Origin of the sequence: Streptomyces sp. 4F14, assembly GCF_048159485.1 — a bacterium.
GTDB lineage: Bacteria > Actinomycetota > Actinomycetes > Streptomycetales > Streptomycetaceae > Streptomyces.
On the sequence record NZ_JBLRVY010000011.1, the window covers coordinates 116,572 to 143,160 of the forward strand.

Sequence of the window (26,589 nt, forward strand, 5' to 3'; positions counted from 1 at the left end):
ATGAACCCGTAAACCCCCTCCTCGCCGGCCACTTGGAGACCTAGGCTCGCAGGGACGCTGTGCCGCGACTGTGAGTCGGCCGAATGACCTGGGCTGACCCGGTGGTACGCGACCCATCGCTTTCTTCTCAACTGCTCCGCGTCGGCCGGGGGACGGCAGGGTGGGGCGTCTGATCCATGGGGGGTCGACACCTTGAGTTCGTTGTTCACGCGTCGCGCTGCGGCGACGCTCGCCTCGGCGGTGACGCTGGCCGCCGTCGGAAGCCTGGCGCTGGCGCCCGGCGCGCTGGCCGACGGCGCCGGGCCCTGGCCGGGCACGGAGGGCAGGCTGCTCACCGACGGCCCGGTGCTGGTGGACCCGGCGACCGGGGCGCAGACGAAGGTCGGCGCCGGGGCGGGGACGTACGCGACCTGGGCGCCGGACGGCAGCCGGATCGTCAGCGTCGTCGGCGGCAGGATCGCCAGTGTGCGGCCGGACGGGAGCGGACAGTTCCTGCTGCCGAAGCCGCAGGGGGTGCGCAGGAGTGCGCCGTACCAGGACCTGACGTTCTGGTGGGGCGGACAGGATGTCGTGTTCGCGACGGGCGGTCAGCTCGTCGCCGGCCCCTCGGACGGCACCCGGGTGCCGCAGCCGCTGCTGACGGCGGCGCTCGAACCGGCGTCGGTGTGCGACAGCGGCCCGACGGTGAACCAGAAGGGACAGGTCGCCTTCGCCCGCCGCCCCACGGGCAACTGCACGGGCGTCGACGCGGTCTACGCGTACGACGACGCCAGGCGGACCGTGAAGAAGGTGCTGGACGACGCGGCGCAGCCCGCGTTCTCGCCGGACGGCGGGCAGTTGGCGTTCGTACGCAAGGACGCGAGCGGCCTCAGGCAGGTCTTCACGGCGAACGCGGACGGCACGGGCGTACGGCAGCGCACCAGCGGGACGGGCTGGGCCGAGCACCCGTCGTGGTCGCCGACCGGCAAGCGGATCGTGTTCGACGCGCACACCGCGAGCGACACGACGGACGCGCACAGCACGGCGTACGTCGACCTGGCGTCGGACGCGGTGACGCAGGTGCCCGGTACGCCCAAGGGGGACCGGCCGAGCTGGCAGCCGCTGCGGAAGAACAACACCGGGCGGGTGTGGGGCGCGACGCCGGACGCGACGAACATCGCGGCCTCGCGCTGGACGTGGAACACGCTGGGCAAGCCGAGCGTGCCCGGGCTGATGAACGCGCGCTCGGCGGTGCTGGTCAACCGTGACGACTGGGCGTACGCGCTCACCGCGCCCGCGCTGGCCGGCAAGAAGGCGGGCCCGGTGCTGGCCACGCCGAAGACCGGCCTCACGACCGCCGTCCGGAACGAGCTGAAGCGCACGCTGAAGAAGGGCGCCCCCGTCTACCTCATGGGCGGCGCCTCGATCCTCACGAACACGGTCGCCACCCAGGTCAAGGCCCTCGGCTACACACCCCAGCGGATCGCGGGCGCCGACCGGTACGCGACCTCCGTGCTGTCGGCCAAGGCGATCACCACCGCCCCGAAGTACGTCTTCGTCGCGACCGGCGCCGACTACCACGCGGCGCTCGCCGCAGCGGCGGCGGCCGGTTCGCAGGGCACGGGCGGCGCGGCCGGCGTCGTCCTCAGCAACGGCAACAAGCTGACGGCGCCGGTCCAGGCGTACCTGAACGGCCTCAACCCGAACAAGACGATGATCATCCCGGTGGGATCGCCCGCCGCGTACGCGGTGGCGCACGGCCGCTTCCCGAAGTGGCCGTCGAACTCCGTCTACTACCCGGTCTCCGGCGGCACCGACGAGGCGACCTCCGTCGCGCTGGCGAAGTTCTGGTGGGCGGCGCCGAGGCAGATCACGCTGGTCGGCCCCGTCTGGCGGGACGGCATCTCGGCCGCCGCCGCGATGAACGTCTTCAGCCCGCTGATCTGGACCCCCAAGGCGACCGTCCTGCCGGGCGCCGTCCAGAGCTACCTCACACAGGCGTCGGCGAGCATCCAGTTCACGGCGACGTTCGGGGGAACGGGTACGGTCGCGGCGGCGACGCTGGACGCGGCGGGGAAGTCGATCAGCGCGGGCACCGGGCAGTGGACGTACCACCCGTACTACAACGGGGTGGCTCCTGCGGCGGCGCACAACAGCTTGGTCCGGTAAGGGAGTTCGCGAGCAGGGGCTTCTACGCGGTCCCCAGCTCGCACCACACGTACTTGCCCCTCAGCCCCTGCCTCGTCGACGGCTTCCACCCCCATACGTCGGAGCAGCACCGGACCAGTGCGAGCCCCCGCCCGCCCTCGTTCTCCTCCTCGAACTCCCTGGTGAAATCGGGGGGTTCGGGGTCCGTGTCCCAGGTGCCGATCCGCAGGGTGCCCGCGTCCCGGCAGATCCTGAGAGTGGCGGGGCCGCCGGTGTGGCACAGGGCGTTGGCGAGGAGTTCGGTGGTGAGGAGTTCGGCGGTGTCGACGAGGTGGATGAGGCCGTAGAGGGTGAGGGTCGTGCGGAGGGTGCGGCGACAGATGGATACGGCGCGGAGGTCGTTGGGGATGTCGAGGGCGTACTCCCAGGTCTTGTCGTCCGGGGGGAGGATGGGGGTGCGGGGGGTTTCGGGCATGGGTGAACTCCGGGTGGTGTAGGGGGAGTTGGGGGCGTTGCGCTTCTGGCCCCCGGGGTTCGGGGGACTTGTTCCGCGTCGTCGACGGTAGAGCAAAAATTTTTGTCGCCGCAAGCGGATGTCGTAATCTGGCACCCGAAAGTGGGCAATGGGGTAAGGGCTGTTGAGGTCAGGGAGGGTGTGTGGCACCGAGGAGTCAGCCCACGGCGCGACAGGTGCGGCTGGGCGCCGAGCTGCGCCGGCTGCGGGAGGCCGCCGGACTGAAGGCTCGTGACGTGGCCCAGCTGCTGAACTCGACCTCGGCGCAGATGAGTCAGGTGGAGGCGGGCAACGTCGGAGTGAGCGAGGAGCGGGTACGCCGCCTTGCCGCCAACTACGCCTGCGTGGACGCGGAGTTGATCGACGCCCTTGTCGCCATGGCGACGGACCGGACGCGCGGTTGGTGGGAGGCGTACCGGGGAGTCCTGCCCCAGGTGAACCTGGACGTGGCGGAGGCTGAGCACCACGCGACGTACCTGCGGGACATCGTCATCACGCGTATCCCCGGCCTGCTCCAGACGCCGGACTACGCGCGGGCGGTGTTCTCCTACATGAATCCGGGGCTGCCCGAGCGGGAGGTGGACACCAAGGTCGAGTACCGGATGAGGCGGCGTGCCGTCATCGAGGGGGACACCCCGACCCCGTACGAAGCGATCATCCACGAGATCGCGCTGCGGCTGCGGGTCTCCGACCGGCGGGCCGCGCGATCCCAACTCCAGGAGATTCTCGACCGAGTTGACGAAGGCAACGTCACGGTGCGCGTCATTCCCACCGACCAGGACGGCTTCGCGGGCTCTGGGGCGTCCGTGATGTACGTGGGAGGCCCGCTGCCGCGCCTGGACACGGGGCTTCGTGACTCGCCGACGGGCGTCGCCTTCGTCGATGCCGAGGCTCAACTGGACCGGCTGCGGGCGCTGGTCCGTAGGGTGGAGACGGCGGCGTTGGACCCGGCGGCGTCGCGTGACTTCATCCATCGCCTCTCCAAGGAGCACTGAGGACGTCATGAACGAAGCCCTGCACTGGCGTAAGTCCACGTACTCCGACGGCGGGGAAGGCGACACCTGCGTCGAGATAGCCGAACTCCCTCTCCGCGTCGCCGTACGCGACTCCAAACTCCCGGCCCGCGCCGCCCTCTCCTTCCCCGTGGCCTCCTTCTCCGCCTTCGTCTCGGCCCTCAACTTGGGTGAGCCGAAACGGGGTTGACAGACTGTTTATGCCAGCTCGGGAATATTCCGGAGTCGGCGTGGACCAGGGGTTCTGAACCTGCGTAGCGTGACTCGGCAGCGGCTCCCCGGAGGAGCCGACGAGACTGGGGGTGCGATGGTGCGCAGTGAACTGACGCGACTCACCGGGGAGCCCGGCGGGCCCGACTGTGACGGCGGCGACTGTCCGAACGTGTACCGCACGGCCAGTGGCTCCATCGTTGTCCAAGGGAACGTGTCCGCTGCCTTTCAGCCGCCTGCTGGCGAGGTTCTCGTGGAGATTCCGGAATCGGTACTCAGGGAGGCTGTACGTGTTCTTGGATGGTGAAGACTGGCGGAGGTTTTTCGACTCCTACGAGCGTACGGCGTGGCGGTTCGAGGCGCAGCCCACCTACACCATGCCGAACGAGGCGGAAAGCTTCGCTCGTTTCCTTCGGGGGGAGCCGGAGCCTGCGGGGCACAATGAGCGGTGGCACGGGCGAGTCCGGGGATTCATCGACTCCTCGCGTACCATCGGACGCGTCCGGATTGTCCGCCAACCGCTCACGGACTACCAGCGCTACCAGTTCGCCTGGGGAATCCCCGGAAACATCCAGGCGGGCGAGGACATGCGTGTCCTGGACGTGACACAGAACGACTACGGACTTCCCCTCTCCGGCACGGACTGGTGGATGTTCGACGAAACCCGGATCGTCCACCTGAACTACCGCCCGGACGGTACGCAGATCAACCGGGAGTTGTTCGAGGGCGATATCGTGCCCTATCTGGAATGGCAGCGGATCGCCCTGGAGCACGCGGTTCCGTTCGCCGAGTACGTGAAAGATCTTGAGTGACCCTTGAACCCGAGGAGCTGGGCCCGTCGAGAAACAACCTCGCGGGAAAGCTCCGAGAGTTGCGCAAGCGAGCCGGCCTCACAGGGGACCGGCTCGCTCGGCGTTGCCGCATGTCCCAGAGTCAGATCAGCAAGTTCGAAACCGGGAAGAAGACGCCGACCGTTGTCGACGTCGAGCGCATCCTGCGGGCCCTCGACGCTTCACCGGAGGACGTCGCGGAGGTCATGGCCCTCGCGCGCATCGCGAACACCGAGTGGCAGAACAAACGATCCTCTTGGCGCCGGGGCGTTGAAAAGCTGCAGATTGAATTGGCCTCCCTGGAGGCCGAGTCCAGGGAGCTCAGGTATTTTTTGCCCGCGATGATTACGGGCATGCTGGCCACGCCTGATTTTATTCAGGCGAGCCTGAGTCATGAGATTGGAGATCTGGCGAAGGTCGTGTCCAGCAAGCTGGAGCGCCAGGCAGTCCTCTACGACACGTCCAAGCGCTTCACCTTTCTCCTCACCGAACAAGCCGCTCGCTGGTCCATCATTCCCGCACCGGCCATGACAGTCCAGATCGACCACCTGGCTTCCCTGTCCCGCCTGCCCAACATTCGCATCGGAGTCATCCCGATCGGCACGTTCACGCCCCGGGGCCCCATGAACACCTTCACGGTATATGACGAGCGGCTCGTCACCGTCGAGAACTTCACGGGTCGAATGGTTTTCCGAGATGCGCGAGACATTTCCGAACACTTGGCTGTATTCGCTGAATTCGAACGCCATGCGAGGTTCGGTGACGAGGCGAGGAATCTCCTACGGGAATGGTCGGACGCCTACCGGTGATCTTTATTCCGGAACGGAAATAAGGTCCGTTTCGCTCTCGATATTGCCTAACCTTGGAGCACCGCAGATTCCAAGGGGAGAAAATGTCGTACGAACCGCAGAAATACCCGCTGCCCGAGCCGTCCCCGGTTCCCGGCTGTGCAGAATGCCTGTCCCTCGGGACGGCGAGACGCAACGCCCGTTCGACGCATGACTACAGCGCTGTGACGGACGCGAACGTCCTGCTGCGCAGGCACCTCGCCGAGGCGCACTGACGCCCACGAGACCGACGTCCCCGCGTCCACCCCGGTTCCCCTCAACTCCCGCCCGATGCACAGGCATTCGGACGGCGGCGGCCCACCTCGCGGCCGTGTCCCAGTCGAGCTGGAAGGTGTACGACGATGCTGGACGGAACCGATCTCTACGCACTCGACATCACCGCAGCCGCGTTCGTGAAGGCATGCGGCGGCCCCTGCACCGAGGGCTGCGTCACCCTCGCCCGTATCGGCGAGGACGCCTGGGCCCTGGCCGACAGCAAGCGCCCCGCCGCACAGCCGCTGCGCTTCACCACCGCCGAACTCGACGCCGCCGGCATCGACCCGGCCCGCTTCGGAATCAGCGTCTGACCTGTACGGGGCCCGGACCTCCCCCAAGGACGTCCGGACCCCGTCGACGGGACCAACTCATGCACCACCACGCCTACTTGTGGACCGGCCCGAAAGCCCGCTTCGACAACGAGGCCCTCCGCCGACCCCCACACCCCGAGCCACCCCCCACCCCCACCGACCCCGCCGGAGAGCGCCTCCTCCAGCGCTACCGCGAAGTCGCCACCGAGTTCCCCACCTCCGACCTCCCACCCATCGAACCCGCCCACTGGCTCCTCAAACCCCCCTCCCTGATCCAAGGCACCTGGAGCGAACCCGACCACGCCACCGCCTGGCTCACGTGGCAACTGGCCGAGTATGCACCCCGGTTCGCCACAGAACGAGACCGCGCGCCGGCCCGCCTCACCGCTCTCGCCGCCTCAACCCTCGTACGGCTCAAGGCCGGTAACGACGTCGCCCTCGGCCGCTACCTCGAACACCCCGCCTACCTCCACCTCGCCCTCATCACCTGCTCACCGAACCGTTCGCGTCCCGAACTCCCTTGCCCCGCACCTCAGATGCGATGAACCGTGTGCAAGGTCCTCGCATACGTCCCCGCCCCGTCCAGCAGCGACGCCCCGCCCAGGTCGGACATCGTCGGCCCGTTGACCGTCTTGCGGCTGGAGACGAACCGCCGCTTTCCTGCCGAGTCCAGCCCCAGGTAGATGCCGACGTGGTCGACGGTCGCGCTGGCCGCGTCATCGTCGCCGGAGTCCGCGTTGAAGAGGACCAGGTCGCCCGGTTGGAGCAGCTCCGCGGAGGGAGGGGTCGTGCCGTCGGTGCGGGCGATGAGGGCGCCGGGGGAGTGCGTAGCCATGTCCCGGGACTTGCGCGGGAGGCGTAGTCCTGAGGTATCAGTACCGGCGGCCAGCGGGACGCCCAGGTGATACCCGTAGACCATGCGCGTGTAGCCGGAGCAGTCCAGGTTGCCCGCCTGCTTCGAAGACCTGTCCGTGAAGGACCCGTCGTCGAAGGTCCAGCCCGTGTCCATGTACTCGTGGAAGTCGGCCCCCTCGTACCGGTACCCCCGAGGGTCCAGAAACCCGTACCCCGCCTCCCCCAGTACCCGCCGCCCCGCCGCCTGACCCGAACCGGCCGTCACCGCCGGGGCCCCGCCCAGGAACATCGCCGCGTACGCGAGGGTGTCCGGCGCCAGGGAGCCGCTCAACTCCCGCACGGCACGCTCCAGGTCCGGCGTCCAGACACCGTCGTACGCCGAAGGGAGAAGGCGCACCCACTCGTCGTGCGTGACGCTCGGCGGCGTCGCCCAGTTCGCCGCGTCCACCTGGAAGCGGCTGACCCGGGCGGTGACCGGAAGGTTCGTGCAGCCGGTGCTCGCCAGCGCCCGCAGCCCCACTCTGCCCTTCGTGAACGTCGCGTCCGTGACGTCCACCGCCCAGCCGGACGGCTCCGCCGACGCCGTACGCCACGCCTTCACCCGGATGCGGTCACTCTCACGTCGTACGCGGATCGTCCAGTCCGTGTTCGCGGGCACACCCGTCGCGAGGTCCAGAGCGGGAGCCAGGGAGGTGACCGCGTCCGCGACCTCCTTCTCGACCCGTAGCTGCACGACTCCCGTGGTGAGGAAGGAGAGCCGGGCCCGGTAGTGGTTGTGCGTGTCCTGGTAGCCGAAGGACAGCGCGTACGAACACGCCTGCCCGGTGGGTACCTTGTCGAGGCGGACGGTGGACCGCACGTCCACGTCGGCGATCTCCCCGTCCCGAAGGCTCGCGTGCCGGCTGACGTTCTCCGTCGTGAGAGCTACCAGTCCTCCCCCGGGCGTCACCGAGAAGTCAGCGTCCACGGGTCCGATCGTCGACCAGCTCCCCCCTCCGGGGGACGTACCCCAGTACGACCTGCTCCCCTCCGGCAGCGAGAGATCGGGCAGCGTCCGCTGGAAGTCGTCGACGAACGGTCTCTTGTCCTCCAGGAACGTTCTCCGCGGCCCTTTCAGTACGACGGTCCGCGCACCCCGCGTCAGCACCGCCACCCGTCTCCCGCCGGCCGACACCTCGGTCCGCTCCGGCGCCCCGGGTAGCACCGTCGCGGTGAGCGCGGCTCCGAAGGTCACCGGCGTGAAGTAGGAGGCGTCGAGCGGGGCGAAGGTCACGGCGGAACGCGGCGAGTCCAGTCCGAGGGGCGCGGCATCGACCGTACCAACCGCCCTGGCAGGTACGGCAGTTGATCCGACGAGCGGGACGGCGGCGGCGGTCGCGGCGAACGCGGTGAGCAGGCCGCGTCGGGTGGGTTCGGTCATGCGGGACATGATCCCGTCCCGGAGGCGTTGCGGAAAGTGATGGCCGCGTACGAAAGAGGCCCTGGTCAGAGGGCGTTTTCCGGGCTAGCGTCCCGGCATGGCAGCCTTCGACCCCTGGGACCCGGCGTTTCTCGCCGACCCGTACCCCGCGTACGCCGGCCTGCGTGAGCGGGGGCGGGTGATCCACTACGAGCGCACGGACCAGTGGCTCGTACCCCACCACGCGGACGTCTCGGCGCTGCTGCGGGACCGGCGGCTCGGGCGCACCTACCTGCACCGGTACGAGCACGAGGACTTCGGCCGGACCCCGCCGCCCACCGAGCACGAGCCGTTCCACACGCTCAACGACCACGGCATGCTGGACCTCGAACCGCCGGACCACACCCGGATCCGCCGCCTCGTCTCAAAAGCCTTCACCCCGCGTACGGTTGAGCAGCTCAAGCCGTATGTCACCAAGCTCGCCGGGGAGTTGGCCGACCAGCTCGTCGAGCGAGGCGGCGGTGACCTCCTCGCCGACGTCGCCGAGCCCCTCCCCGTCGCCGTCATCGCCGAGATGCTGGGCATCCCCGAAGGTGACCGCGCGCCGCTGCGCCCCTGGTCGGCGGCGATCTGCGGGATGTACGAGCTGAACCCGTCCGAGGAGACGGCCGCGAACGCCGTCCGCGCCTCCGTCGAATTCTCCGACTACCTGCGGGAGTTGATCGCCGAGCGGCGCAAGTCCCCCGGCGACGACCTCATGTCGGGCCTCATCGCCGCCCACGACGAGGGCGACCGGCTCACCGAGCAGGAGATGATCTCCACCGCCGTCCTGCTCCTCAACGCAGGCCACGAGGCGACCGTCAACGCCACGGTGAACGGCTGGAACGCCCTCTTCGACAACCCCGACCAGCTCGCCCTGTTGCGCGCCGACCACTCCCTGATCCCGGGCGCGGTCGAGGAGTTGATGCGGTACGACACCCCGCTCCAGCTCTTCGAGCGCTGGGTGCTGGACGACATCGAGGTCGACGGCGTCGTCATCCCCCGGGGCGCCGAAGTCGCCCTGCTCTTCGGCGCCGCGAACCACGACCCGGCCGTCTTCAGCGCCCCCGAGCGCCTCGACCTGCGCCGCACCGACAACCCGCACATCTCCTTCAGCGCCGGCATCCACTACTGCATCGGCGCACCCCTCGCCCGTATGGAGTTGGTGGCCTCCCTCACGGCCCTGCTGGAGAAGGCGCCGACGCTGCGCCTCGCACGGGAGCCGCGCCGCAAACCCAACTTCGTCATCAGGGGGCTGGAGGGGCTGGACGTCGAGGTCTAGAACGTCAACGCTTCCTTCGCCTCAACACCGTTGCCCACAGCAGGAGTCCGCCGGCCGTCCCGCCCAGGACGGCCAGCGGGAGTTCGGCGTACAGGACGCTCCAGTCGGACAGCGCCTCGAACCGGTAGAACCGTTCACGGACGCCGACCGACCACAGTGCCAGTCCAACTCCCGCTCCACCGACGGCACATAGGCATCCCGCCGCGTCCCGACCGTTCTCGCTCATGGGTACCAGGACGCTCCCGCCAGGCCGGGGGTTCCCGTCAGCGTTCCTTCGTCTCCTCCAGCACCGTCCGCCCCAGCAGCGCGTACCGCTCGGGCGAGCGCCGCTTCAGGTACTGCGCGTAGCCGATGCCCCCGAGCGCGACGCACGCCACCAGCCACGGTGTCGCCTTCAGCAGCAGCGCGCCCGACTCCGGGCCCGCCGCCACTCCCATGTTGGACACCAGAAGTACTACGACCGCGAGCATCGCGATGCCTCCGACGACCGGTGCGGTGACCGTCCGGAACCAGTGCCGGCTCTCGGGGTGGTGGGAGCGGAAGTACACCAGGACGGCGAACGAGCAGACCGCCTGGACGACGAGGATCGCCATGGTGCCGAGGATGGCGAGCAGGACGTACGTACCGGTGTACGGGTCCTTCCCGGCCAGCCAGAAGGCGCCGATCAGGACGGCCGACACGGCGGTCTGGGCGAGGCCCGCGATGTGCGGGGAGCCGTGCCGGGGGTGGGTGCGGCCCGTAGTCCTCTGGAGGTAGGGGACCACACCTTCGCGGCTGAGGGCGTACACGTAGCGGGCGGCGCAGTTGTGGAAGGCCATACCGCAGGCGAGGGAGCCGGTGATCATCAGCCACTGCATGACGACGACGGCCCAGTGGCCGACGTACCGCTCGGTGGGGTCGAAGAACAGGGCGAGCGGGTCGGCGGTCGCGATCCTGACCGCGTTGCCCTCGCCGACGCCGCTGATCGCCATCCAGGAGACGAAGACGTAGAAGACGCCAACTCCGAGGACACTGACCATCGTTGCCTTCGGGATGATCCGCTTGGGGTCGCGGGACTCCTCCCCGTACATCGCCGTCGACTCGAAGCCGACCCACGACCAGAACGCGAAGAACAGGCCGAGCCCGGCGGAGGTGCCGTGGAAGGCGTTCACCGGGTTCACGGGGTCGAGGGAGAGCCCGTCGGGGCCGCCGCCGTGCAGCAGGACGGAGACGGCCATCGCGGCGAGGACGGTCACCTCGGTCGCGAGCAGCACGACGAGCAGCTTCTCGGCGACGGACACCCCGAACCAGGTCCCCATCGCGTTGACCGCCAGCATCAGCACCGCGAACGCCCACCACGGGATGTGAAGTCCCGTCTGGTCCTTCAGAGTTGACGTCGCGAACGAGGAGAAGATGCCGATCAGCGCGGGCTCGAACACGACGTACGCGAACGTCGCGAGGAGCCCCGAGGCGAGGCCGACGGTGCGGCCGAGGCCGTACGAGATGAAGCCGTAGAACGCGCCCGTCGACGTGATGTGCCGGGCCATCGCCGTGAAACCGACCGAAAAGATTCCCAGGACGACCATTGCGACGAGGTAGCTCGCGGGGGCGCCGACGCCGTTGCCGGACGACACGACGAACGGCACGTTCCCCGTCATCGCGGTGATCGGCGCGGCCGTCGCGACCGCCATGAACACCACGCCCAACAGCCCGACGGCGTTGGGTTTCAGCCGGTGGACCGGCCCTGATCCGCCGGTCCCCGTCGCCGGTGCGACGCCCTCGTCCACTGCCATCGGGTGCCCCTCTCGCTGTCGACAGCTGCCGGCAGCTGCTGGCAGCTGTCCTCGCTGTATCGGCTCTCGGAGGAGAATGCTGTAGTCCGAATGAGTCGGGCAAGAGGCGTGCGACGTTAAATATGCGTCAACCAGACCTTTAGATGGGTGTCCGGTGCCGCGAGCCTACGCACACGACGAGGCCGGCCCCCCCGCGGAAGAGCCGGCCTCGTCACGAACAGCCGTGTCAGATGAACGAGTTGATCTCGATCGTCTCGTCCCGGCCCGGGCCCACGCCGATCGCGGAGATCGGCGCCCCGGACATGTCCTCCAGGGCCTTCACGTACGCCTGCGCGTTCTTCGGGAGGTCCGCGAAGGTCTTGGCCTTCGTGATGTCCTCCGACCAGCCGGGCAGGGTCTCGTAGATGGGCTTCGCGTGGTGGAAGTCGCTCTGCGAGTACGGGAGTTCCTCGACGCGCTTGCCGTCGATCTCGTACGCGACGCAGACCGGGATCTCCTCCCAGCCGGTGAGGACGTCCAGCTTGGTGAGGAAGAAGTCGGTGAGGCCGTTGACGCGCGTCGCGTACCGGGCGATCACCGCGTCGAACCAGCCGCAGCGCCGGTCGCGGCCGGTCGTCACGCCTCGCTCGCCGCCGATGCGGCGCAGCGCCTCGCCGTCCGCGTCGAACAGCTCCGTCGGGAAGGGGCCCGCACCCACCCGGGTGGTGTAAGCCTTGAGGATGCCGATGACCCGGCTGATCTTCGTCGGGCCCACGCCCGCCCCGGTGCAGGCGCCGCCCGCGGTCGGGTTGGACGAGGTGACGAAGGGGTACGTGCCGTGGTCGATGTCCAGCAGCGTGCCCTGGCCGCCCTCGAAGAGGACCACCTTGTCGTCCTCCAGGGCCTGGTTCAGCACCAGGACCGTGTCGGCGACGTACGGCGCGAGCTTGTCGGCGTACTCCAGGAGTTCCTCGACCACCTGAGCCACCGAGATAGCTCTCCGGTTGTACAACTTGGTGAGGATCTGGTTCTTGACGTCGAGCGCCGCCTCGACCTTCTGGGTGAGGATCGACTCGTCGTACAGGTCCTGCACCCGGATGCCCACGCGGTTGATCTTGTCCGCGTAGGTCGGGCCGATGCCGCGACCGGTCGTACCGATCTTCCGCTTGCCGAGGAAGCGTTCCGTCACCTTGTCGACGGTGACGTTGTACGGCGTGATGATGTGAGCGTTTCCGCTGATCAGGAGCTTGGACGTGTCGACGCCGCGCTCGTTCAGACCGCTCAGCTCGGAGAGCAGGACCGACGGGTCGACGACGACGCCGTTGCCGATGACCGGCGTACAGCCGGGGGAGAGGATTCCGGAAGGGAGGAGGTGCAGGGCGTACTTCTGGTCGCCCACGACCACCGTGTGGCCGGCGTTGTTACCACCCTGGTAACGGACCACGTAGTCGACGGATCCGCCGAGCAGGTCCGTCGCCTTTCCCTTGCCTTCGTCACCCCACTGAGCACCGAGCAGCACAAGTGCGGGCACGCGCGTACACCCCTTCCGGGCGGGGCAGACCCAAGGTCAGGGGCGTACGCGGCACGGCCTTGTGCCTCGTACCCCGGCGACCGCTGTGCGGACGCCGGCAGCCGTCGTACGGCCGCTACCCGTCGGACCCGGATGCCCCGGAATAGACGAAGCCCCTGGCGCAATAGCGCAAGGGGCTCTTGCACAAAGATGCTACCCGAGGAAGCGAGGCAGGACCGAGGTGGCGACTTTCGCGACTTCCGATTTCGCGGCGTCCGATCAACTGCTGGTGGTCATCGACCCGGTAGCCCGGAAGACCGACGGTGAATCCGTGCGCATCGTGAAAGATGTCCTGAGTGCCGGGGCGGCGACGAAGGTCTGCCTCCCCGACGATCATGAGGAATTCGCCCGTGCGCTGGTCCGCAGGGGGTCCCGTAGACCTGTGGTCGTAGGGGACGACCTGGCTCTCGCGCGCGCCGTGTCCCTGCTGCACCGGCGCCGGGAGCTGGACGCGTGCGTGCTGTCCGTCGTACCTGTGGGGGACGCGGTGGCCGTCGCGCGGGCCCTCGGCGTGCCCACCGACGCCGTCGCGGCGGCGCGGGCGGTGCTGGACGGGGTGGAGCGGCGGGTGGACGTGCTGGTGGACGAGAGCGACGGGGTGGTGGTGGGGGTGCTGCGGATCCCGCCGGGCGGGCGGGGGGAGGGGGGTAGTACGCCTGGGGTACGACGGGGGCCGGGGGACCGGAGTATTACGCCGTCCACGGGTCCTACGGCGTCCCAGGACGGCCTCTCCGGCGCCCGGCGCTGGCGTCGTACCTGTAGCTCCCTGGTACGGGCTCTGGTGCCCTCCCGCGAGGGTCCCGCCCCCTCGCCGCCCGGCCCCTTCCGGCTGCGCGTCGAGGTCGACGGCAAGGTCCTCGTCGATCTGGACCAGCCACTGGAGGGCGTCTGCGTGACCCCCGGCGCCTCGGGCGCGGCGCTGGTCGAGGTACGCCCCGTGTCCGTGGGGGCGGAGGCGTCGCCGCTGGTCGCGCACGGGGGTGTGGTGACCGTGTCGGGGGGTGACTTCCTGTACGGCGCCGACGCGGGGGTGGCGGGGCCGGTACGGACGCGGACGTGGCGGGTGCGGGAAGGGGCGCTGGGGGTGGTGGTGCCGGGGGTGTAGCGGGGAAGGATCAGGGACGGACGCTGTCGGGCCGGTGGAACTCGCTCGTGTCGAGGACGCAGTCGAAGGGGGCCGGGACCGAGATCTCCTCGCCGAACGGCTTGTTGATCCGGATCTGGTACCCCTTGGCCGACGGCGACCCGTAGACGATGGCTTCCCGCGCCTGCATGTCGAGGATCAGGTAGACGGAGACCCCGGCCCTGGCGTAGACCTCGACCTTGTCGGTCAGGTCGTTGTTCCTGGTGGAGGGCGAGGTCAGCTCGGCGACGAAGGACAGGGCCTCGCCGTCCAGGTGGACTGCCTCCGTCTCGAAGACGCCCTCGTGCGCCGCGAAGACGTCGGGTCCGTACGCCGACGAGTCTCCGGGGAAGACGAACAAGTAGGGCGCGCGTTCGAGCACGTGGCCTTCGGGAAGGTACGGCTCCAACTGGGTGCAGACCAGCTTCATCACTCGCCGGTAGTAACCCCTCGACCACGGTGACAAGACGATGCTCCCCCGGATGACCTCGGCCTGAAAACCAGGCACGTCCAACCCTTCGAGGGTTTCGAGAAGCGCCCCGAAGTCGTAAGGCTCGGTGTCTGTCATCATCGGTCGCTCGGTCATCAACGTCATGATGCGCCCTCCCGCCCATGCAGACCAGTTGCCACTCAGAGTATCGGATCAACTACCGCCTCGTATCCCATCCTTGACCCGCCCATGGCCAACTCCTGGTTCCGCCCCGAACTCAAGGGCCGCAAGCATCTACGCGGGTAGTCATACCCGTCCCCCTCGCGCGCTCCAGGAGCCCCCTCATGCCCAGATCCCCCTTGAACCGGCGCCAGTTCATGCAGAAGTCGGCCGTCACCGGTGCCGCGGTCGCCGCCGCGGGCGCGGTGGGCGCACCGGCCGCGCAGGCGGCGCAGCCGGAGAAGTGCCGGACGAAGACGTGGTCGTTCTCCATCCTGGGTACGACGGACCTGCACAGTCATGTATTCGACTGGGACTACTACAAGGACGCGGCGTACAGCGACGCCAAAGGCAATTCCGTAGGGGTAGCCCGAGTGGCCACGCTCATCAAGGAGCAGCGGAAGGCGAAAGGCGAGGAGAAGGTTCTCCTCGTCGACGCGGGTGACATCATCCAGGGGACGTCGCTCGCCTATTACTTCGCCCGGGTCGCACCGATCACGGAGAAGGGCGGCCCGAAACACCCGATGGCCGTCGCGATGAACCACATGCGCTACGACGCCGCCGCGCTCGGGAACCACGAGTTCAACTACGGCATCGACACCCTGCGCAAATTCGAGAAGCAGTGCCGTTTCCCGCTCCTCGGCGCGAACGCGCTCGACGCGAAAACCCTCAAGCCCGCTTTCCAGCCGTACGCGGTGAAGCGCATCCGCGTCCCCGGCGCCCCGGACATCAAGGTCGGCATTCTCGGCCTCACGAACCCCGGAATCGCCCTGTGGGACAAGGACAACGTCAGCGGGAAAATGGTGTTCCCCGGCCTCGTGGAGCAGGCGAAGAAGTTCGTCCCCCGCCTGCGCGCCCTCGGCTGTGACGTCGTCTTCCTGACCGACCACTCCGGCCTGGACGGCTCCTCCTCGTACGGCGACGAGCTGCCGTACGTCGAGAACGCCTCGAACCTCGTCGCCCAGCAGGTCCCCGGCATCGACGCGATCCTCGTCGGGCACACGCACGTCGAGGTGCCGTCGTACACCGTCAAGAACGAGGAGACCGGCGAGGACGTCCTCCTCTCGGAACCCTATTGCTGGGGATACCGGCTCAGCGTCTTCGACTTCGAGGTCGAATTGGTGCGCGGACAGTGGAAGGTCACGAAGAAGACCGCCACCACGCTCGACCCGAAGAACGTCGACGAGGACCCGGAGATCAGGAAACTCCTCGAAGCGGACCACGAATTGGTCGTCAAGTACGTCAACACCGCGGTGGGCACCTGCACCGCCGATCTCTCGGCCGCCGATTCCTGCTGGAAGGACGTCCCGATCATGGACTTCATCCACCAGGTCCAGATCGACAGCGTGAAAGCGGGCCTTTCCACCGCCGACGCCGCGCTCCCGCTGATCTCCGTCGCCGCGCCGTTCAGCCGCACCGCCGACATTCCGCAGGGTTCGGTCACCATCAAGGACATCGCCGGGCTCTACATCTACGACAACACCCTGTACGGGAAGAAGCTCACCGGCGTACAGCTCAAGGACTACCTGGAGTACGCCGCGAAGTACTACCACCAGGTGCCGGGCGGGACGAAGGTGGACACGGCCACCCTCACCAACGCCAACAGCTTCTGGGACTACATGTACGACACGGCCGCCGGCGTCGACTACGAGATCGACATCGCGCAGCCGGAGGGGTCGCGGATCAAGAACCTCTCGTACGCCGGGAAGCCGGTCGCCGACGACCAGGTGTTCGTCGTCGCGGTCAACAACTACCGGGCGAACGGCGGTTCCGGGTACCCGCACATCGCGGCCGCCGAGATCGCGTACAGCTCCACGAACGAGATCCGGCAGCTGATGATCGACTACGTGACCGCGAAGAAGACGCTGGACCCGGCGGACTTCGCGGACGTCAACTGGAAGCTCACGCAGGGCGGTACGCCGGTCTTCTGATCGGCAGGTGAGGGCTCGCCCGGCGTCCCGGGGGAGCCCTCACCCTCCCGTCAGCCCACGCTCACCGAGTACGACGACGTACTCAACTTGCCCTTGCCGGTGAAGACTTCAGTACCCGCCTCGACGCTCGTCAGGTACGAGGTGTTCGCCAACAGGCGTTTGCTCACCAGGGTGTTGGCGAGGGCCGTGAGGTCCGTGGTCGCGCCGTTGGTGTTGGCGGTGCGGACGAACGAGTAGACGTTCCAACTGCTGCTCGGGTTCACGATCTTCCCGACGTACAGGTCCCACGACGTGCCGCCGACCTTCACCGTCTCCCGCTTGGTGCCGAGCGGGCCCGCGCCGTTCTGGCGGTTGAGCCAGACCATCATCTCGTCGTGCGGCTGGTCCTGCCAGTCCGGGTTGGACTTGGTGTGGAACCACACGTCGTAGGCGACGTTCATGACGGTCGGCCGTTCCTGGGTGATGTTGAAGTTCCAGGAAGAGGTCACCTTACGGCCGCTGTTGAGGCGTACCGGCAGCTTGGTGTTCTTCTCCTTCCAGCCCCAGTGCCAGCCCAGCACGATGCTGCCGTACGCCTTCACGCTGGTCCGGTCGCCGGTCCAGTCGAAGGACGTCTCCCAGTTGGCCTTGCCGCCGCGGTAGGAGTTGAGCCAGGTGCACTCCTTGCCGGAGGCGTTCTTGGCGCCCCAGACGTTGTTGTTGAGGTAGTACGGCGGAATGCTCACCGTGTTGAAGTTCGCGCAGACGTCGGCCGCGCGGGCGGCGGCCTGCGGGGCGAGCAGCAGCGGGGTGGTGACGGCCGCCGCGGCGGCAAGTGCCAGCAGGCGGCGGGGAGTTGCGACGCGTTTCACGGGGGATCTCCTCTGGGGCACCGAGGGTGCGCCGGTGTTCACCGGTAGGTGATGTCGGACGTGCGGTAGATGCAGTTGCGTCCGTCGGGGCCCGAACCGATCTTCGTCGGTTCGCCCGAGGTGACGCCCCGGTACTTCGAGCAGACAGCCATCTTGCGCTGCGGGTCGCCCACGATCGTGATCCGGGTGAGGCGCGCGGTGTCGCCGTACGGCTGCGGGTTGATGCCGACGACCTCCTTGCCAGGGGTCGTCAGAGTGACGTTGTCGAGCTGGACGTGGCGCTGGTACTGCGTCTTGCACACCCCGCAGGAGCGGTACAGCTTGCCGAAGTCGCTCACCTCGAAGTTGCGGATGACGAACGTGCCGGGGCCGTTCTGCTGGAACACCTTGTCGGCGGCCTTGCGCGCGCCGCCGCCGTCGACGGTCATCGTCTGCGAGCCCTTGGTGCCCTTGAAGGTGGCGGCGTCCTCGCCGACGTCCTCCCACCAGACGTTCTTCAGGGTGCAGGTGCCCCGGCAGTGGATGCCGTCGGCGGCCGGGGCGCCGATGATCACGTTCGAGACGGTGGCGCCGTCCGCGAGTTCCAGGATCGGCTTCTGGTTCTCGGCCTGGCCGCCGCCGCCGAGCGAGCCCGAGGCGACGAAGCGGGTGAAGTCGTAGTTGCGGGTGCCGGTCACCGCGATGGTGCGGTCGGTCTTCTGGGTGCGCTTGGCGGCGGGCCAGGAGGCCGCGGGGGCTACCACGGACGTGGTAACCGGGGCCGCGCCGTCCACGGCCGCCGCGGGGGCGGTCAGCAGCGCCGCGGCGCAGGCGAGGCCGGCGCCGAGCAGGGCCGCCGTACGCAGGCGGGGGTACGTCGTCCCGTGGGGCCGGTCGAGAGGGTGCCTGGTCATCGGGCCGCCACCTCCTGGCGGGTGCGGTGGTGCTGGACCTCGGGCGACGAGCCCGCCGGGACGCAGCCCAGGCCGACCAGGCCCCAGCGGCCCGCCTCGGCGTCGGCGACGCACTCCAGCGGGACGCTGTCGCACTCCTCGACGTGCTGTTCCTCGGTGAAGTTCTGGTGGTGGCAGCCGATCCCGACGGCCACGTCCGCCGGGACGCTCAGGCCCGCGTGGTCGAGGACGGGCTTGACGGCGGGGTCGCCGGCGGTCCTCAGGTCGTGGCAGCAGTAGCCGGCCGGGAGCCGGACGAGGGTGGAGGACGGGGCGGCCGCGGGGGCCGCGAGGGGGGTCGAGGCGGCGGCCGGGACGGGTGACAGGGTCACCAGCGCCGACGCCGCGAGGGCACCCAGAGGCAGCAGGGCGCGCAGGGGTGTGCGGATCTTCATGCGAGAAGATCTACGGTATGACCGGATTGCCCGCATTTTCGATGAGCTGACCGGGGGGTGGGCGGGTCAGGCCGGGAGCGGAGCGAAGAGGGTGTATTCGGTACGTAACGGGCATATCCTGGGCGGGACCGAGAAGGTGAGTCCCATGCGCGTACTTCTCAAGGCGTCCCTCGACACCGAACGGGCCAACGAGGCGATCCGCACCGGCAAGATGCCCCAGCTGATGGAGGAGGCACTCGGCCAACTGAACCCGGAGGCCGCCTACTTCACCCTGGACCACGGCCGGCGTACGGCCTTCCTGGTCCTCGACGTCCAGGACAGCTCCGAGCTGCCGAAGATCGGCGAGCCCTTCTTCCTCGACTTCGGCGCCGAGATCGACGTGACCCCGGTGATGAACCGGGAGGACCTCGCGAGGGGTCTCTCCCGGCTCACCTGAACCGCCTCAGCTGAACACGATCATCGAACCCTGCGCCAGACTCCGCGTCGCCGCCGCGTGCAGCCCGAGCCACACGTGCCGTTCCCGGGCGAAGGGGCTGGGATCGTACGGCGCGGGGCCCGCGGGCTCCTCCAACTCGGTGGGCGCCGACGGGGGTTGCGGCGGCGCCGGCGGGTTGGCCGGGTCGATGCCGATCGAGGGGGCGACGTACTCCAGCTCCCGCAGCAGCGCCTGCGAGGAGCCCAACGGGCCGCCCCCGGCGAGGAGTTCGTCGTTGGACAGCGGCGCCGGGAAGTCCACCGGCACGTACGCGCCCGCGTGGTCGTAGTGCCACACCAGGTGCGACTGCTGCGCGGTCCCCTCGAACATCTCCAGCAACTGTTCGTAGTCCCCGCCGAGTTCACCGACCGGCGTCACCGGCAGTCCGCACACCTGCAACAGGTAGACGCGCCGCAGGAAATGCAGCGCGTCGTAGTCGAACCCCGCCACCGGCGCGACCTCACCGGACAGGCCCGGCATGTACTGGTACACCGGCACCGGCGGGAGCCCGCTCTCGGCGAGCACGTTGTTGTACTGCGCGAGTTCGTCCGCGAACGGGTTGTCGGGGGTGTGGCACAACACGTCCACGAGCGGTACCAGCCACAGGTCACAGGCCAAAGAAGTACTCCTCATCCGAAATTCGAAGTCACTCAGCGCGCTCGTCCAGTCTGGGAAGGGTAGTCGCTGCCGCTTCCGTCAGCTCCCCTCGTGCAGGTCCCATACCCATACGCCGCCCACCCGCTCACCGGGCCGCCCCACCAGCTTCTCCACGGTCTCACGCACCTGCTCGGCGTACCGCCCTGGGGGTACGACCAGCGCCCCCGCCCGCCAGCCGGCGAGATCGGTCCGCGCCTGCCGTCGTGCCGCCGCGTCCACCACAGGTACTACACCGGTCGCGTGGACGTCGGCGAACAACCCCGAGGTGAAGTTCAGGGGAACCCCGTACACCCCGGTCCGGTCCCCGTCCCCGTACGGCCCGTTGAAGTACCCGCCCGGCATCCGGAAGCCCAGCCCCGCGACCACCTGCCAGTGCAGCGCCCCGGCGTCCAGCGGATCCGCCAGGGGGACGGGGACGAGGGTCTCCCCGCCCCGTACGTACGCCTTCCAGGCGCCGTCCGCGAAGAACGCGGGTACGGCGGCCCGGGGTTCGGACCTCAGCGGCGCCGGCACCAGCGGCAGCAGCGCCACGCAGACCGCCGCGAGCCCGGCGTACCGCTCCCGGCGGGGCCGCCGCACCAGCCGCTCCACGGCGAGCGCGGCCAGCATCCCGAGGACGGGCGCGCAGACCATCGCCACCCGCCCCTCGATCACCGAGTCGAGCAGCGGGAGCCGCCCGAGCAGCGCCCAGGGCCCCGGAAGGACCACATCCGTGAGAGGTACGCCGATCCGGGGACCGAGGGACAGCAGCGCGGCGACCAGAGCCGTGGCCGCCAGGGCCCGTACCACCGGAGTACTACGCCACAGCAGGACGGTGACCGCGAGCGCCAGCAGGACCAGCGGGAAGCCGTAGAAGGCGTTCTGCTCGGTCGGATTCAGGGAGAGCGCGTCCGCCCGCACGGCGTCCCCGGCGAGCAGCGAGCGCTCGGCGAACGACAGCAGCGCGAGCGGGCTGTTGCCCGCGTTCTCGCCGTGGTCGATGCCGGAGTAGCTCTGCGGTCCGTGGAACTGCCACAGCAGCGGGTAGCAGACGACCGGCAGGCACACCGACGCCGCGACCGCCAGCCCCCGCAGCAGCCCGGGCGCCGCCCGCCGCGCGACGCCCGGCCGTACGGCGGCGTACGCGACGGCGAAGACGGTCATCCCCAACGCGGCCAGCAGCAGAGCCTCTTCGCCCAGGAAGCACTGGTACGCCGCCAGCAGGCCGAGCACGATCGCGTCCCGCGTCGGGCGGGTGCCCTCGCACAGGCGCAGGGCGCGTTCGACGATCGGCGGGATCAGGAACAGGACGACGAAGTTGGGGTGCGCGTTGGCATGACTGACCATCGGCGGCGCGAACGCGGCGAGGGCCGCGCCGAGGAACGCGGCGGGGCGATGGCGGTGAGGCACAACTCGCTTGAGCAGCAGGCGGTACCAGGCGACCGCCGTGACCGCGAGACCCAGCGTCATACAGAGGCTGAGCGCAACTGCCGGGCCCAGCAGGAGCGTTACGGGGGTGAGGGGCACAGACAGGCCCAACATCACCGTGTTCGCCATGAGGTTGACGCCGTCGGGGTAGCCCTGGAGGTCGGTGAACAGCGGGTTGCGCAGATGCGCGACGTTGTCCGCGGTCACCGCGAAGAACCACTCCCACTGGTTCTGGTCCTGGAGGGAGTCGGTGAGATAGCGGCCGTCCGGGTCGAAGAAGCGGCCCGAGTACAGGAACACCGAGAACGCGAGGAACAGCAGCGCGGCGAGGACACCGGAGCGGTTCAGGCGTATCAGGTCGGCGAGGAAGCGGAGGTAGTCCAACGGGCGGACTTTCGAACCCGGTTGATGCGCCCAGCGCACCGGGACCTCGGTGACCGTACGGCCGCCCCGGCGCAGCCGGCGCAGCACCTCGACGTCGGTCGCCCAGCCGTCGAGACGCGAGGCGACGTAGGCGTCGCGGGCGGCCTCGCCGTCGTACAGCTTGAAGCCGCACTGGGTGTCGCGGATGCCGGGGAGCGTGGTGCGGCGGATGAGGAAGTTGCCCGCGCTGCCGAGGAGTCGGCGCGGGCGGCTGGGGCGGGCCTCGATCGTGGCACCGGGCGCGGAGCGGGAGGCTATCGCCGCGCCGCCGTCCGTCAGCTCCTTCTCCAGGTGCTCCAACTCCTCGACGGGGGTGGCGAGATCGGCGTCCGTGACGAGGACGCGGCGGCCCCGGGAGGCGGCCACCCCGAGCCGCAGGGCATGCCCCTTGCCCCTGTTCTCGGGGGAGTTGACGATCCTGACCCGGGAGTCGTGGGCCGCCCGGCCGGTGACGAGGGCGGCGGTGGCGTCCGTCGAGCCGTCGTCGACGACGATCAACTCCCAGGTGCGGGAGGGTGTTTGGCCGAGGTGGGCGATGACGGCGTCGAGGGTGGGGGAGAGGCGGTGTTCCTCGTTGTACGCGGGGACGACGACGGAGAGGTCGGGCTGTGCCGTGGCCCGGTCCGGTTTCGTCCGGCTCATCCGGCGGTGGCCAGTCGCTCGATCAGCGCCACCGAATCCCTGTTGTACTCGTCGAGGAGCGCCCGCGCCGTGACCGTGTCGTGGCAGGCGAGGGCGTCGATGAGGTCGGTGTGGCGGGACCAGAGGTGGCCGCGCAGATCGGTCAGCCGGCGCAGGTGCTGGACGGCGCAGACCCAGGACTGCACGCGCAGCCGGTTGAGGAAGTCGGCGAGGTAGGGGTTGCCGAAGAGGCTGCTCAGCTCCCGCCAGAACCTCAGGTCGTACCCGATGAGTACGGTGAGGTCACCCGCGGCGGCGGCCCGCTGCGCCTCCTCACCCCTGCGGCGTACCCCGGCGATCGCGGCGGCCACCTCCGGCTCCCCGGGGTCGCGCAGTTTGGCGCTGTCCCGCTCGGCGGCCAGGAACATGCCCTCCATGACGAGCGAGCGGGCCTCGACCATCCCCCGGTAGTCCGCGACGGAGTACTCGTGGACCCGGAACCCCCGGTGCTGGTCGGCCTCCAGGAGCCCCTGCGCGGAGAGGTCCACGAGCGCCTCGCGGACCGGGGTCGCGGAGACCCCGTACTGTTCGGCGATCTCCTTGACCGTGAACTCCTGGCCCGGCTGGAGCCGGCCCCCCAGCACCTCGTCGCGAAGGGCCTCGGCGATCTGCTGCCGCAGGGTGCTGCGGGTCACGGCGCCGTTGCCGCTGCCGGCGGACATGGTCGGGGGCCTCCTTCGTCCTTCGTCACGTTCGACGCGTGGCCGGCCGGCGGGGTGTCGCCGGAGCCCGTGGGGTGACGTACTCGCCTATACCTACGAGCACGCCACCTTACGCGTTCGAATCGAGAGAAGCCCTCATCGCGGGATACCCCCGCAGGGGTACCCCGCTACGACCCCAGGGTTAAGCCGAGTGCTCGACCGTGTGCTCGTCGGCGACGGAGAGTGCCGCGTCCAGAGCGGCGAAGCCCTCCTTCAGCTCCTCCTCGGTGACGTTGCACGGCGGGACGACGTGGGTGCGGTTCATGTTGACGAAGGGCCACAGGCCGTTCTTCTTCGCGGCGCCGGCGAAGGCGGCCATCGGCGCGTTCGCCTCACCGGCCGCGTTGTACGGCACCAGCGGCTCGCGCGTCTCGCGGTCGCGCACCAGCTCCAGCGCCCAGAACATGCCGGTCCCGCGGACCTCGCCGACGCTCGGGTGCCGCGCGGCCAGCTCGCGCAGCGCGGGCCCCACGACGTCCGCGCCGAGCCGCTTCGCGTTCTCGACGACGCCCTCCTCGGCCATGACATTGATCGTCGCGACCGCCGCCGCACAGGCCAGGGGATGACCCGAGTACGTCAGACCTCCGGGGTAGGGCCGCTTCGCGAACGTCTCCGCGATGGCTCCCGAGATGGCCACCCCGCCCAGCGGGACGTACCCCGAGTTGACACCCTTCGCGAAGGTCATCAGATCCGGTACGACGCCGAAGAGGTCGGCCGCGAACCACTCGCCGGTCCGCCCGAACCCGGCCATGACCTCGTCCAGGACGAAGACGATGCCGTACTTGTCGCACAGCTCCCTCACTCCCGCGAGGTAGCCTGGAGGGGGGACCATGATGCCGGCGGTGCCGGGGATCGTCTCCAGGATCACGGCGGCGATCGTCGCCGGGCCCTCGAAGGCGATCGTCGTCTCCAGGTGCTCCAGGGCGCGCGCGGTCTCCTCCTCCTCGGTCTGCGCGTAGAACCGCGTGCGGTAGAGGTAGGGGGCCCAGAAGTGGACCACCCCGGCGGAGCTGGTGTCCGAGGCCCAGCGGCGGGGGTCACCCGTGAGGTTGACGGCCTGCTGCGTACCCCCGTGGTACGAGCGGTACGCCGAGAGGATCTTGGGGCGGCCGGTGTGCAGCCGGGCCATCCGGACCGCGTGCTCGACGGCGTCCGCGCCCGCGTTGGTGAAGAAGATCTTGTCCAGGTCGCCGGGGGTCCGCTCGGCGATCAGCCGGGCCGCCTCCGAGCGGGCCTCGACCGCGAACGCCGGGGCGAACGTGGTGAGTTTCGCCGCCTGCTCCTGGATCGCGGCGACGACCTTCGGATGCTGGTAGCCGATGTTCGTGAAGACGAGGCCGCTGGTGAAGTCGAGGTAGCGGTTGCCGTCGTAGTCCCAGAAGTACGACCCCTGTGCGCCGGCCACGGCGAGCGGGTCGATGAGGTCCTGGGCGGACCAGGAGTGGAAGACGTGCGCACGGTCCGCCGCCTTCACTGCGGCGCCGGCCTGGGGGTCGGTCTCAAGGGTCATGGGAGTGAGCGTAAATGTCCGCGATGCGGAAAGGTATCGGCGTCCTGTGCTGTGGGGGTGAGGAATCCGCGACAGATTGTCGGGGGTGAGGGGCTCAGGTACTACCCGGGTACCCCTCACGGGGTAGCCCGGCACCGCCGGCGACCTCAGCGTTCGTACACCACCCGCCCGTCGAAGACCGTGAGGTCGACCCTCACCCCGGGGATGTCGTGCGGGTCCAGATCCGCGAGCGGCCGGTCCAGGACACACAGGTCGGCGGCCTTCCCCGGCTCGACCGTCCCCTTCCAGCCGTCGGCGAAGTCCTGCCAGGCGGGTACGGAGGTGTAGGCGCGTACGGCGGTGGCGAGCGGGACGCGCTGCCCGGGGCCGCTGACCCGGCCGCTGCCCTTGGACTCGCGCAGCATCATCGCGGCGACCCCCTGCCGCCAGTCCGGCTCGGTGATCGGGGCGTCCGAGCTCGCGCACACCCGGACCCCGGCCTCGACGGCGGACCGCACCGGCCACTGGTACGCGGAGCGCTCGGCGCCCACGACCTCGTCCATCAGGTCCGAGACGGTCCACTTGATGGCCGGGTTCATGTTCACGCCGTACCCGTGCGCGGCCAGTTTCGCGAGGGCGGCCGGGCCGATGAAGTCGCCGTGGATGACGTAGTGGCGGGCGTCGGACCGCGGGTGGGCGGCCTGCGCGGTGGCGAAGGCGTCCACGACCGTGTCGATCGCCCGGTCGCCGGTGACGTGCACGCCGAGCTGGAAACCCGCCCGGTGCGCGACGCCGATCATCTCGCGCAGCTCCGCGACCTGGAGGGCGGGCGTGTCGCCGTGCACGCACAGCGCGCCGTGACCGCCTTGCGGATAGGGGTCGTTCATCCACGCCGTGCGGTTCGGCGGCACCCCGTCGGCGAAGATCTTGACGCCGATCGCGTTCAGCAGCCGGGGGTCGGGCGAGGCGGGACGGGCCAGGGTGCGCAGGCCCTCGCGGACGTCGTCGGCGCTGCCCCCCATCGGCGCGGGCAGCAGCAACACGCTGACGCGGGCCGCCAGTTCACCGTCCCGGGCGAGGGCGTCGTACGCGGTCCAGTTGTCGGTGCCGAGGCCCCCGAAGAGGCTGCCGTCGCCGCCGGGGCCGAGGCCGGGCTCGGTGTAGCTCGTGATGCCGCGGGCGTGGAGTTCGCCGATCATGCCCGCGATCGCCTTGCGGCGCTGGGCAGTTGTGGGGGCGGGGAGGTGTGCCTGGACGAGTCCGCCCGCCGCCTCGCGCAGGATGCCGGCCGGGGTGCCGTCCGGGTCGCGGTCGATCACCCCGCCAGGAGGGGGAGTTGATGCCGCGTCCACCCGACAGCGGCGCAGGGCCTCGCTGTTGGCCCACACCATGTGCTGCGAGAAGTCCGTCAGGCAGACCGGGTGGCCGGGGGCGACGGCGTCCAGGTCGCGGCGGTGCGGGAAGCGGCGCGGGTCGGCGAGGCACTCCGCGAGGTAACCGGCGTCCCAGCCCAGGCCGATGATCCACTCGCCCGGTGGGACGGTCCGGGCGGCTTCGCGTACCGCTCGGGCGATGTCCGCGATCGAGGTCACCGCCGGGTGTCCGACGTCGAGGGCGAACGGCGGGCGCATCAGTGCGTACGCGGCGCCGTGCAGGTGCGAGTCGTTGATGCCGGGCAGGACGGTCCGGCCGCCGAGGCCGATCACGCGGGTGCCCGGGCCGGCCAGGGCGCGCATCTCGGCGTCCGTGCCGGTCGCGAGGATCTCGCGGCCGCGTACGGCGACACCCTCGGCGCGGGTGAAGTCCCGGTCGGCTGTGAGGACTTGGCCGCCGGTGAGGACGAGGGTGGGGGTGGGGGTGGTGCCGGGCAT

At 69.6% G+C, this 26,589-nt stretch carries 27 protein-coding genes; 13 read left to right on the top strand and 14 right to left on the bottom strand.

The window, feature by feature from the left end; genetic code table 11:
• The first annotated feature begins 201 nt into the window (after positions 1-201).
• Positions 202-2,148 (top strand): cell wall-binding repeat-containing protein, encoded by a 1,947-nt coding sequence (locus tag ACLZOT_RS20955; RefSeq protein ID WP_416970506.1) that lies wholly within the window; start codon positions 202-204, stop codon positions 2,146-2,148.
• Between the two features lie 22 nt (positions 2,149-2,170).
• Here the strand turns inward: ACLZOT_RS20955 and ACLZOT_RS20960 are convergent, their stop codons facing one another.
• Positions 2,171-2,602 (bottom strand): ATP-binding protein, encoded by a 432-nt coding sequence (locus ACLZOT_RS20960; RefSeq protein WP_416970507.1) that lies wholly within the window; start codon positions 2,600-2,602, stop codon positions 2,171-2,173.
• A 182-nt stretch (positions 2,603-2,784) separates the two neighbouring features.
• Between ACLZOT_RS20960 and ACLZOT_RS20965 the strand changes: the two genes are divergently transcribed.
• The 8 genes from ACLZOT_RS20965 to ACLZOT_RS21000 all read left to right on the top strand — a co-directional run bounded on the left by ACLZOT_RS20965 (position 2,785) and on the right by ACLZOT_RS21000 (position 6,653).
• Entirely contained in the window at positions 2,785-3,636 is an 852-nt protein-coding gene (locus ACLZOT_RS20965) for a helix-turn-helix domain-containing protein (protein WP_416970508.1), read from the top strand.
• Positions 3,637-3,643: 7 nt separating this feature from the next.
• Positions 3,644-3,844: a DUF397 domain-containing protein gene (locus ACLZOT_RS20970; protein ID WP_416970509.1), complete on the top strand. Its 201-nt coding sequence runs from the start codon at positions 3,644-3,646 to the stop codon at positions 3,842-3,844.
• Between the two features lie 117 nt (positions 3,845-3,961).
• On the top strand, positions 3,962-4,171 hold the full coding sequence (locus tag ACLZOT_RS20975) for a hypothetical protein (RefSeq protein WP_416970658.1): 210 nt from the start codon (positions 3,962-3,964) through the stop codon (positions 4,169-4,171).
• Positions 4,155-4,676 (top strand): DUF6879 family protein, encoded by a 522-nt coding sequence (locus tag ACLZOT_RS20980; RefSeq protein WP_416970510.1) that lies wholly within the window; start codon positions 4,155-4,157, stop codon positions 4,674-4,676. The genes ACLZOT_RS20975 and ACLZOT_RS20980 overlap by 17 nt, the downstream gene beginning before the upstream one ends.
• Complete coding sequence (locus ACLZOT_RS20985; protein WP_416970511.1) at positions 4,673-5,503, top strand: helix-turn-helix domain-containing protein; 831 nt, start codon at positions 4,673-4,675, stop codon at positions 5,501-5,503. Before ACLZOT_RS20980 ends, ACLZOT_RS20985 begins: the two co-directional genes overlap by 4 nt.
• A gap of 83 nt (positions 5,504-5,586) precedes the next feature.
• Entirely contained in the window at positions 5,587-5,757 is a 171-nt protein-coding gene (locus ACLZOT_RS20990) for a hypothetical protein (RefSeq protein ID WP_416970512.1), read from the top strand.
• Positions 5,758-5,883: 126 nt separating this feature from the next.
• On the top strand, positions 5,884-6,108 hold the full coding sequence (locus ACLZOT_RS20995) for a DUF397 domain-containing protein (protein WP_416970513.1): 225 nt from the start codon (positions 5,884-5,886) through the stop codon (positions 6,106-6,108).
• Positions 6,109-6,167: 59 nt separating this feature from the next.
• The gene (locus ACLZOT_RS21000) at positions 6,168-6,653 is read left to right on the top strand and encodes a hypothetical protein (protein WP_416970514.1); all 486 of its coding nucleotides are present in this window, start codon (positions 6,168-6,170) and stop codon (positions 6,651-6,653) included.
• Here the strand turns inward: ACLZOT_RS21000 and ACLZOT_RS21005 are convergent.
• Positions 6,641-8,383, bottom strand: coding sequence for an NlpC/P60 family protein (locus tag ACLZOT_RS21005; RefSeq protein ID WP_416970515.1), 1,743 nt, complete (start codon positions 8,381-8,383; stop codon positions 6,641-6,643). The genes ACLZOT_RS21000 and ACLZOT_RS21005 overlap by 13 nt on opposite strands.
• 97 nt (positions 8,384-8,480) lie before the next feature.
• On the opposite strand from ACLZOT_RS21005, the gene ACLZOT_RS21010 reads away from it, so the two are divergent.
• Positions 8,481-9,683, top strand: a complete 1,203-nt coding sequence (locus tag ACLZOT_RS21010; protein ID WP_416970516.1) for a cytochrome P450 — start codon at positions 8,481-8,483, stop codon at positions 9,681-9,683.
• Between the two features lie 4 nt (positions 9,684-9,687).
• Here ACLZOT_RS21010 and ACLZOT_RS21015 read toward each other — a convergent pair whose 3' ends face one another.
• The 3 genes from ACLZOT_RS21015 to ACLZOT_RS21025 form a co-directional block, all read right to left on the bottom strand.
• Positions 9,688-9,909: a hypothetical protein gene (locus ACLZOT_RS21015; protein ID WP_416970517.1), complete on the bottom strand. Its 222-nt coding sequence runs from the start codon at positions 9,907-9,909 to the stop codon at positions 9,688-9,690.
• A 37-nt stretch (positions 9,910-9,946) separates the two neighbouring features.
• A complete protein-coding gene (locus ACLZOT_RS21020) occupies positions 9,947-11,455 on the bottom strand; it encodes an APC family permease (protein ID WP_416970518.1) in 1,509 nt (502 codons plus the stop codon).
• Between the two features lie 226 nt (positions 11,456-11,681).
• On the bottom strand, positions 11,682-12,965 hold the full coding sequence (locus ACLZOT_RS21025) for an adenylosuccinate synthase (protein WP_416970519.1): 1,284 nt from the start codon (positions 12,963-12,965) through the stop codon (positions 11,682-11,684).
• A 220-nt stretch (positions 12,966-13,185) separates the two neighbouring features.
• Here ACLZOT_RS21025 and ACLZOT_RS21030 point away from each other — a divergent pair, with 220 nt between their 5' ends.
• Complete coding sequence (locus ACLZOT_RS21030) at positions 13,186-14,109, top strand: diacylglycerol kinase family protein (protein ID WP_416970520.1); 924 nt, start codon at positions 13,186-13,188, stop codon at positions 14,107-14,109.
• Between the two features lie 10 nt (positions 14,110-14,119).
• Here ACLZOT_RS21030 and ACLZOT_RS21035 read toward each other — a convergent pair whose 3' ends face one another.
• Positions 14,120-14,713 (bottom strand): Uma2 family endonuclease, encoded by a 594-nt coding sequence (locus ACLZOT_RS21035; protein ID WP_416970521.1) that lies wholly within the window; start codon positions 14,711-14,713, stop codon positions 14,120-14,122.
• A gap of 188 nt (positions 14,714-14,901) precedes the next feature.
• Here ACLZOT_RS21035 and ACLZOT_RS21040 point away from each other — a divergent pair, with 188 nt between their 5' ends.
• The gene (locus ACLZOT_RS21040; protein ID WP_416970522.1) at positions 14,902-16,707 is read left to right on the top strand and encodes a bifunctional metallophosphatase/5'-nucleotidase; all 1,806 of its coding nucleotides are present in this window, start codon (positions 14,902-14,904) and stop codon (positions 16,705-16,707) included.
• A gap of 50 nt (positions 16,708-16,757) precedes the next feature.
• Here ACLZOT_RS21040 and ACLZOT_RS21045 read toward each other — a convergent pair whose 3' ends face one another.
• Genes ACLZOT_RS21045 through ACLZOT_RS21055 form a run of 3 tightly spaced genes read right to left on the bottom strand, consistent with a single transcriptional unit; the run spans position 16,758 to position 18,885 of the window.
• Complete coding sequence (locus ACLZOT_RS21045) at positions 16,758-17,558, bottom strand: GH12 family glycosyl hydrolase domain-containing protein (protein ID WP_416970523.1); 801 nt, start codon at positions 17,556-17,558, stop codon at positions 16,758-16,760.
• 38 nt (positions 17,559-17,596) lie between these two features.
• The gene (locus ACLZOT_RS21050; protein ID WP_416970524.1) at positions 17,597-18,451 is read right to left on the bottom strand and encodes a pectate lyase; all 855 of its coding nucleotides are present in this window, start codon (positions 18,449-18,451) and stop codon (positions 17,597-17,599) included.
• A complete protein-coding gene (locus ACLZOT_RS21055; protein ID WP_416970525.1) occupies positions 18,448-18,885 on the bottom strand; it encodes a hypothetical protein in 438 nt (145 codons plus the stop codon). The genes ACLZOT_RS21050 and ACLZOT_RS21055 overlap by 4 nt, the downstream gene beginning before the upstream one ends.
• 145 nt (positions 18,886-19,030) lie before the next feature.
• Here ACLZOT_RS21055 and ACLZOT_RS21060 point away from each other — a divergent pair, with 145 nt between their 5' ends.
• Positions 19,031-19,321 carry a hypothetical protein gene (locus ACLZOT_RS21060; RefSeq protein ID WP_416970526.1) on the top strand — a complete coding sequence of 97 codons (291 nt, stop codon included), beginning with the start codon at positions 19,031-19,033 and terminating at the stop codon, positions 19,319-19,321.
• Between the two features lie 6 nt (positions 19,322-19,327).
• Here ACLZOT_RS21060 and ACLZOT_RS21065 read toward each other — a convergent pair whose 3' ends face one another.
• The 5 genes from ACLZOT_RS21065 to ACLZOT_RS21085 form a co-directional block, all read right to left on the bottom strand.
• Positions 19,328-19,978, bottom strand: coding sequence for a hypothetical protein (locus ACLZOT_RS21065; RefSeq protein WP_416970527.1), 651 nt, complete (start codon positions 19,976-19,978; stop codon positions 19,328-19,330).
• A 78-nt stretch (positions 19,979-20,056) separates the two neighbouring features.
• The gene (locus ACLZOT_RS21070; protein WP_416970528.1) at positions 20,057-22,489 is read right to left on the bottom strand and encodes a glycosyltransferase; all 2,433 of its coding nucleotides are present in this window, start codon (positions 22,487-22,489) and stop codon (positions 20,057-20,059) included.
• The gene (locus tag ACLZOT_RS21075) at positions 22,486-23,190 is read right to left on the bottom strand and encodes a GntR family transcriptional regulator (protein WP_416970529.1); all 705 of its coding nucleotides are present in this window, start codon (positions 23,188-23,190) and stop codon (positions 22,486-22,488) included. Before ACLZOT_RS21075 ends, ACLZOT_RS21070 begins: the two co-directional genes overlap by 4 nt.
• Positions 23,191-23,371: 181 nt before the next feature.
• Entirely contained in the window at positions 23,372-24,739 is a 1,368-nt protein-coding gene (locus ACLZOT_RS21080; protein ID WP_416970530.1) for an aspartate aminotransferase family protein, read from the bottom strand.
• Positions 24,740-24,885: 146 nt separating this feature from the next.
• On the bottom strand, positions 24,886-26,589 hold the full coding sequence (locus tag ACLZOT_RS21085) for an amidohydrolase (protein WP_416970531.1): 1,704 nt from the start codon (positions 26,587-26,589) through the stop codon (positions 24,886-24,888).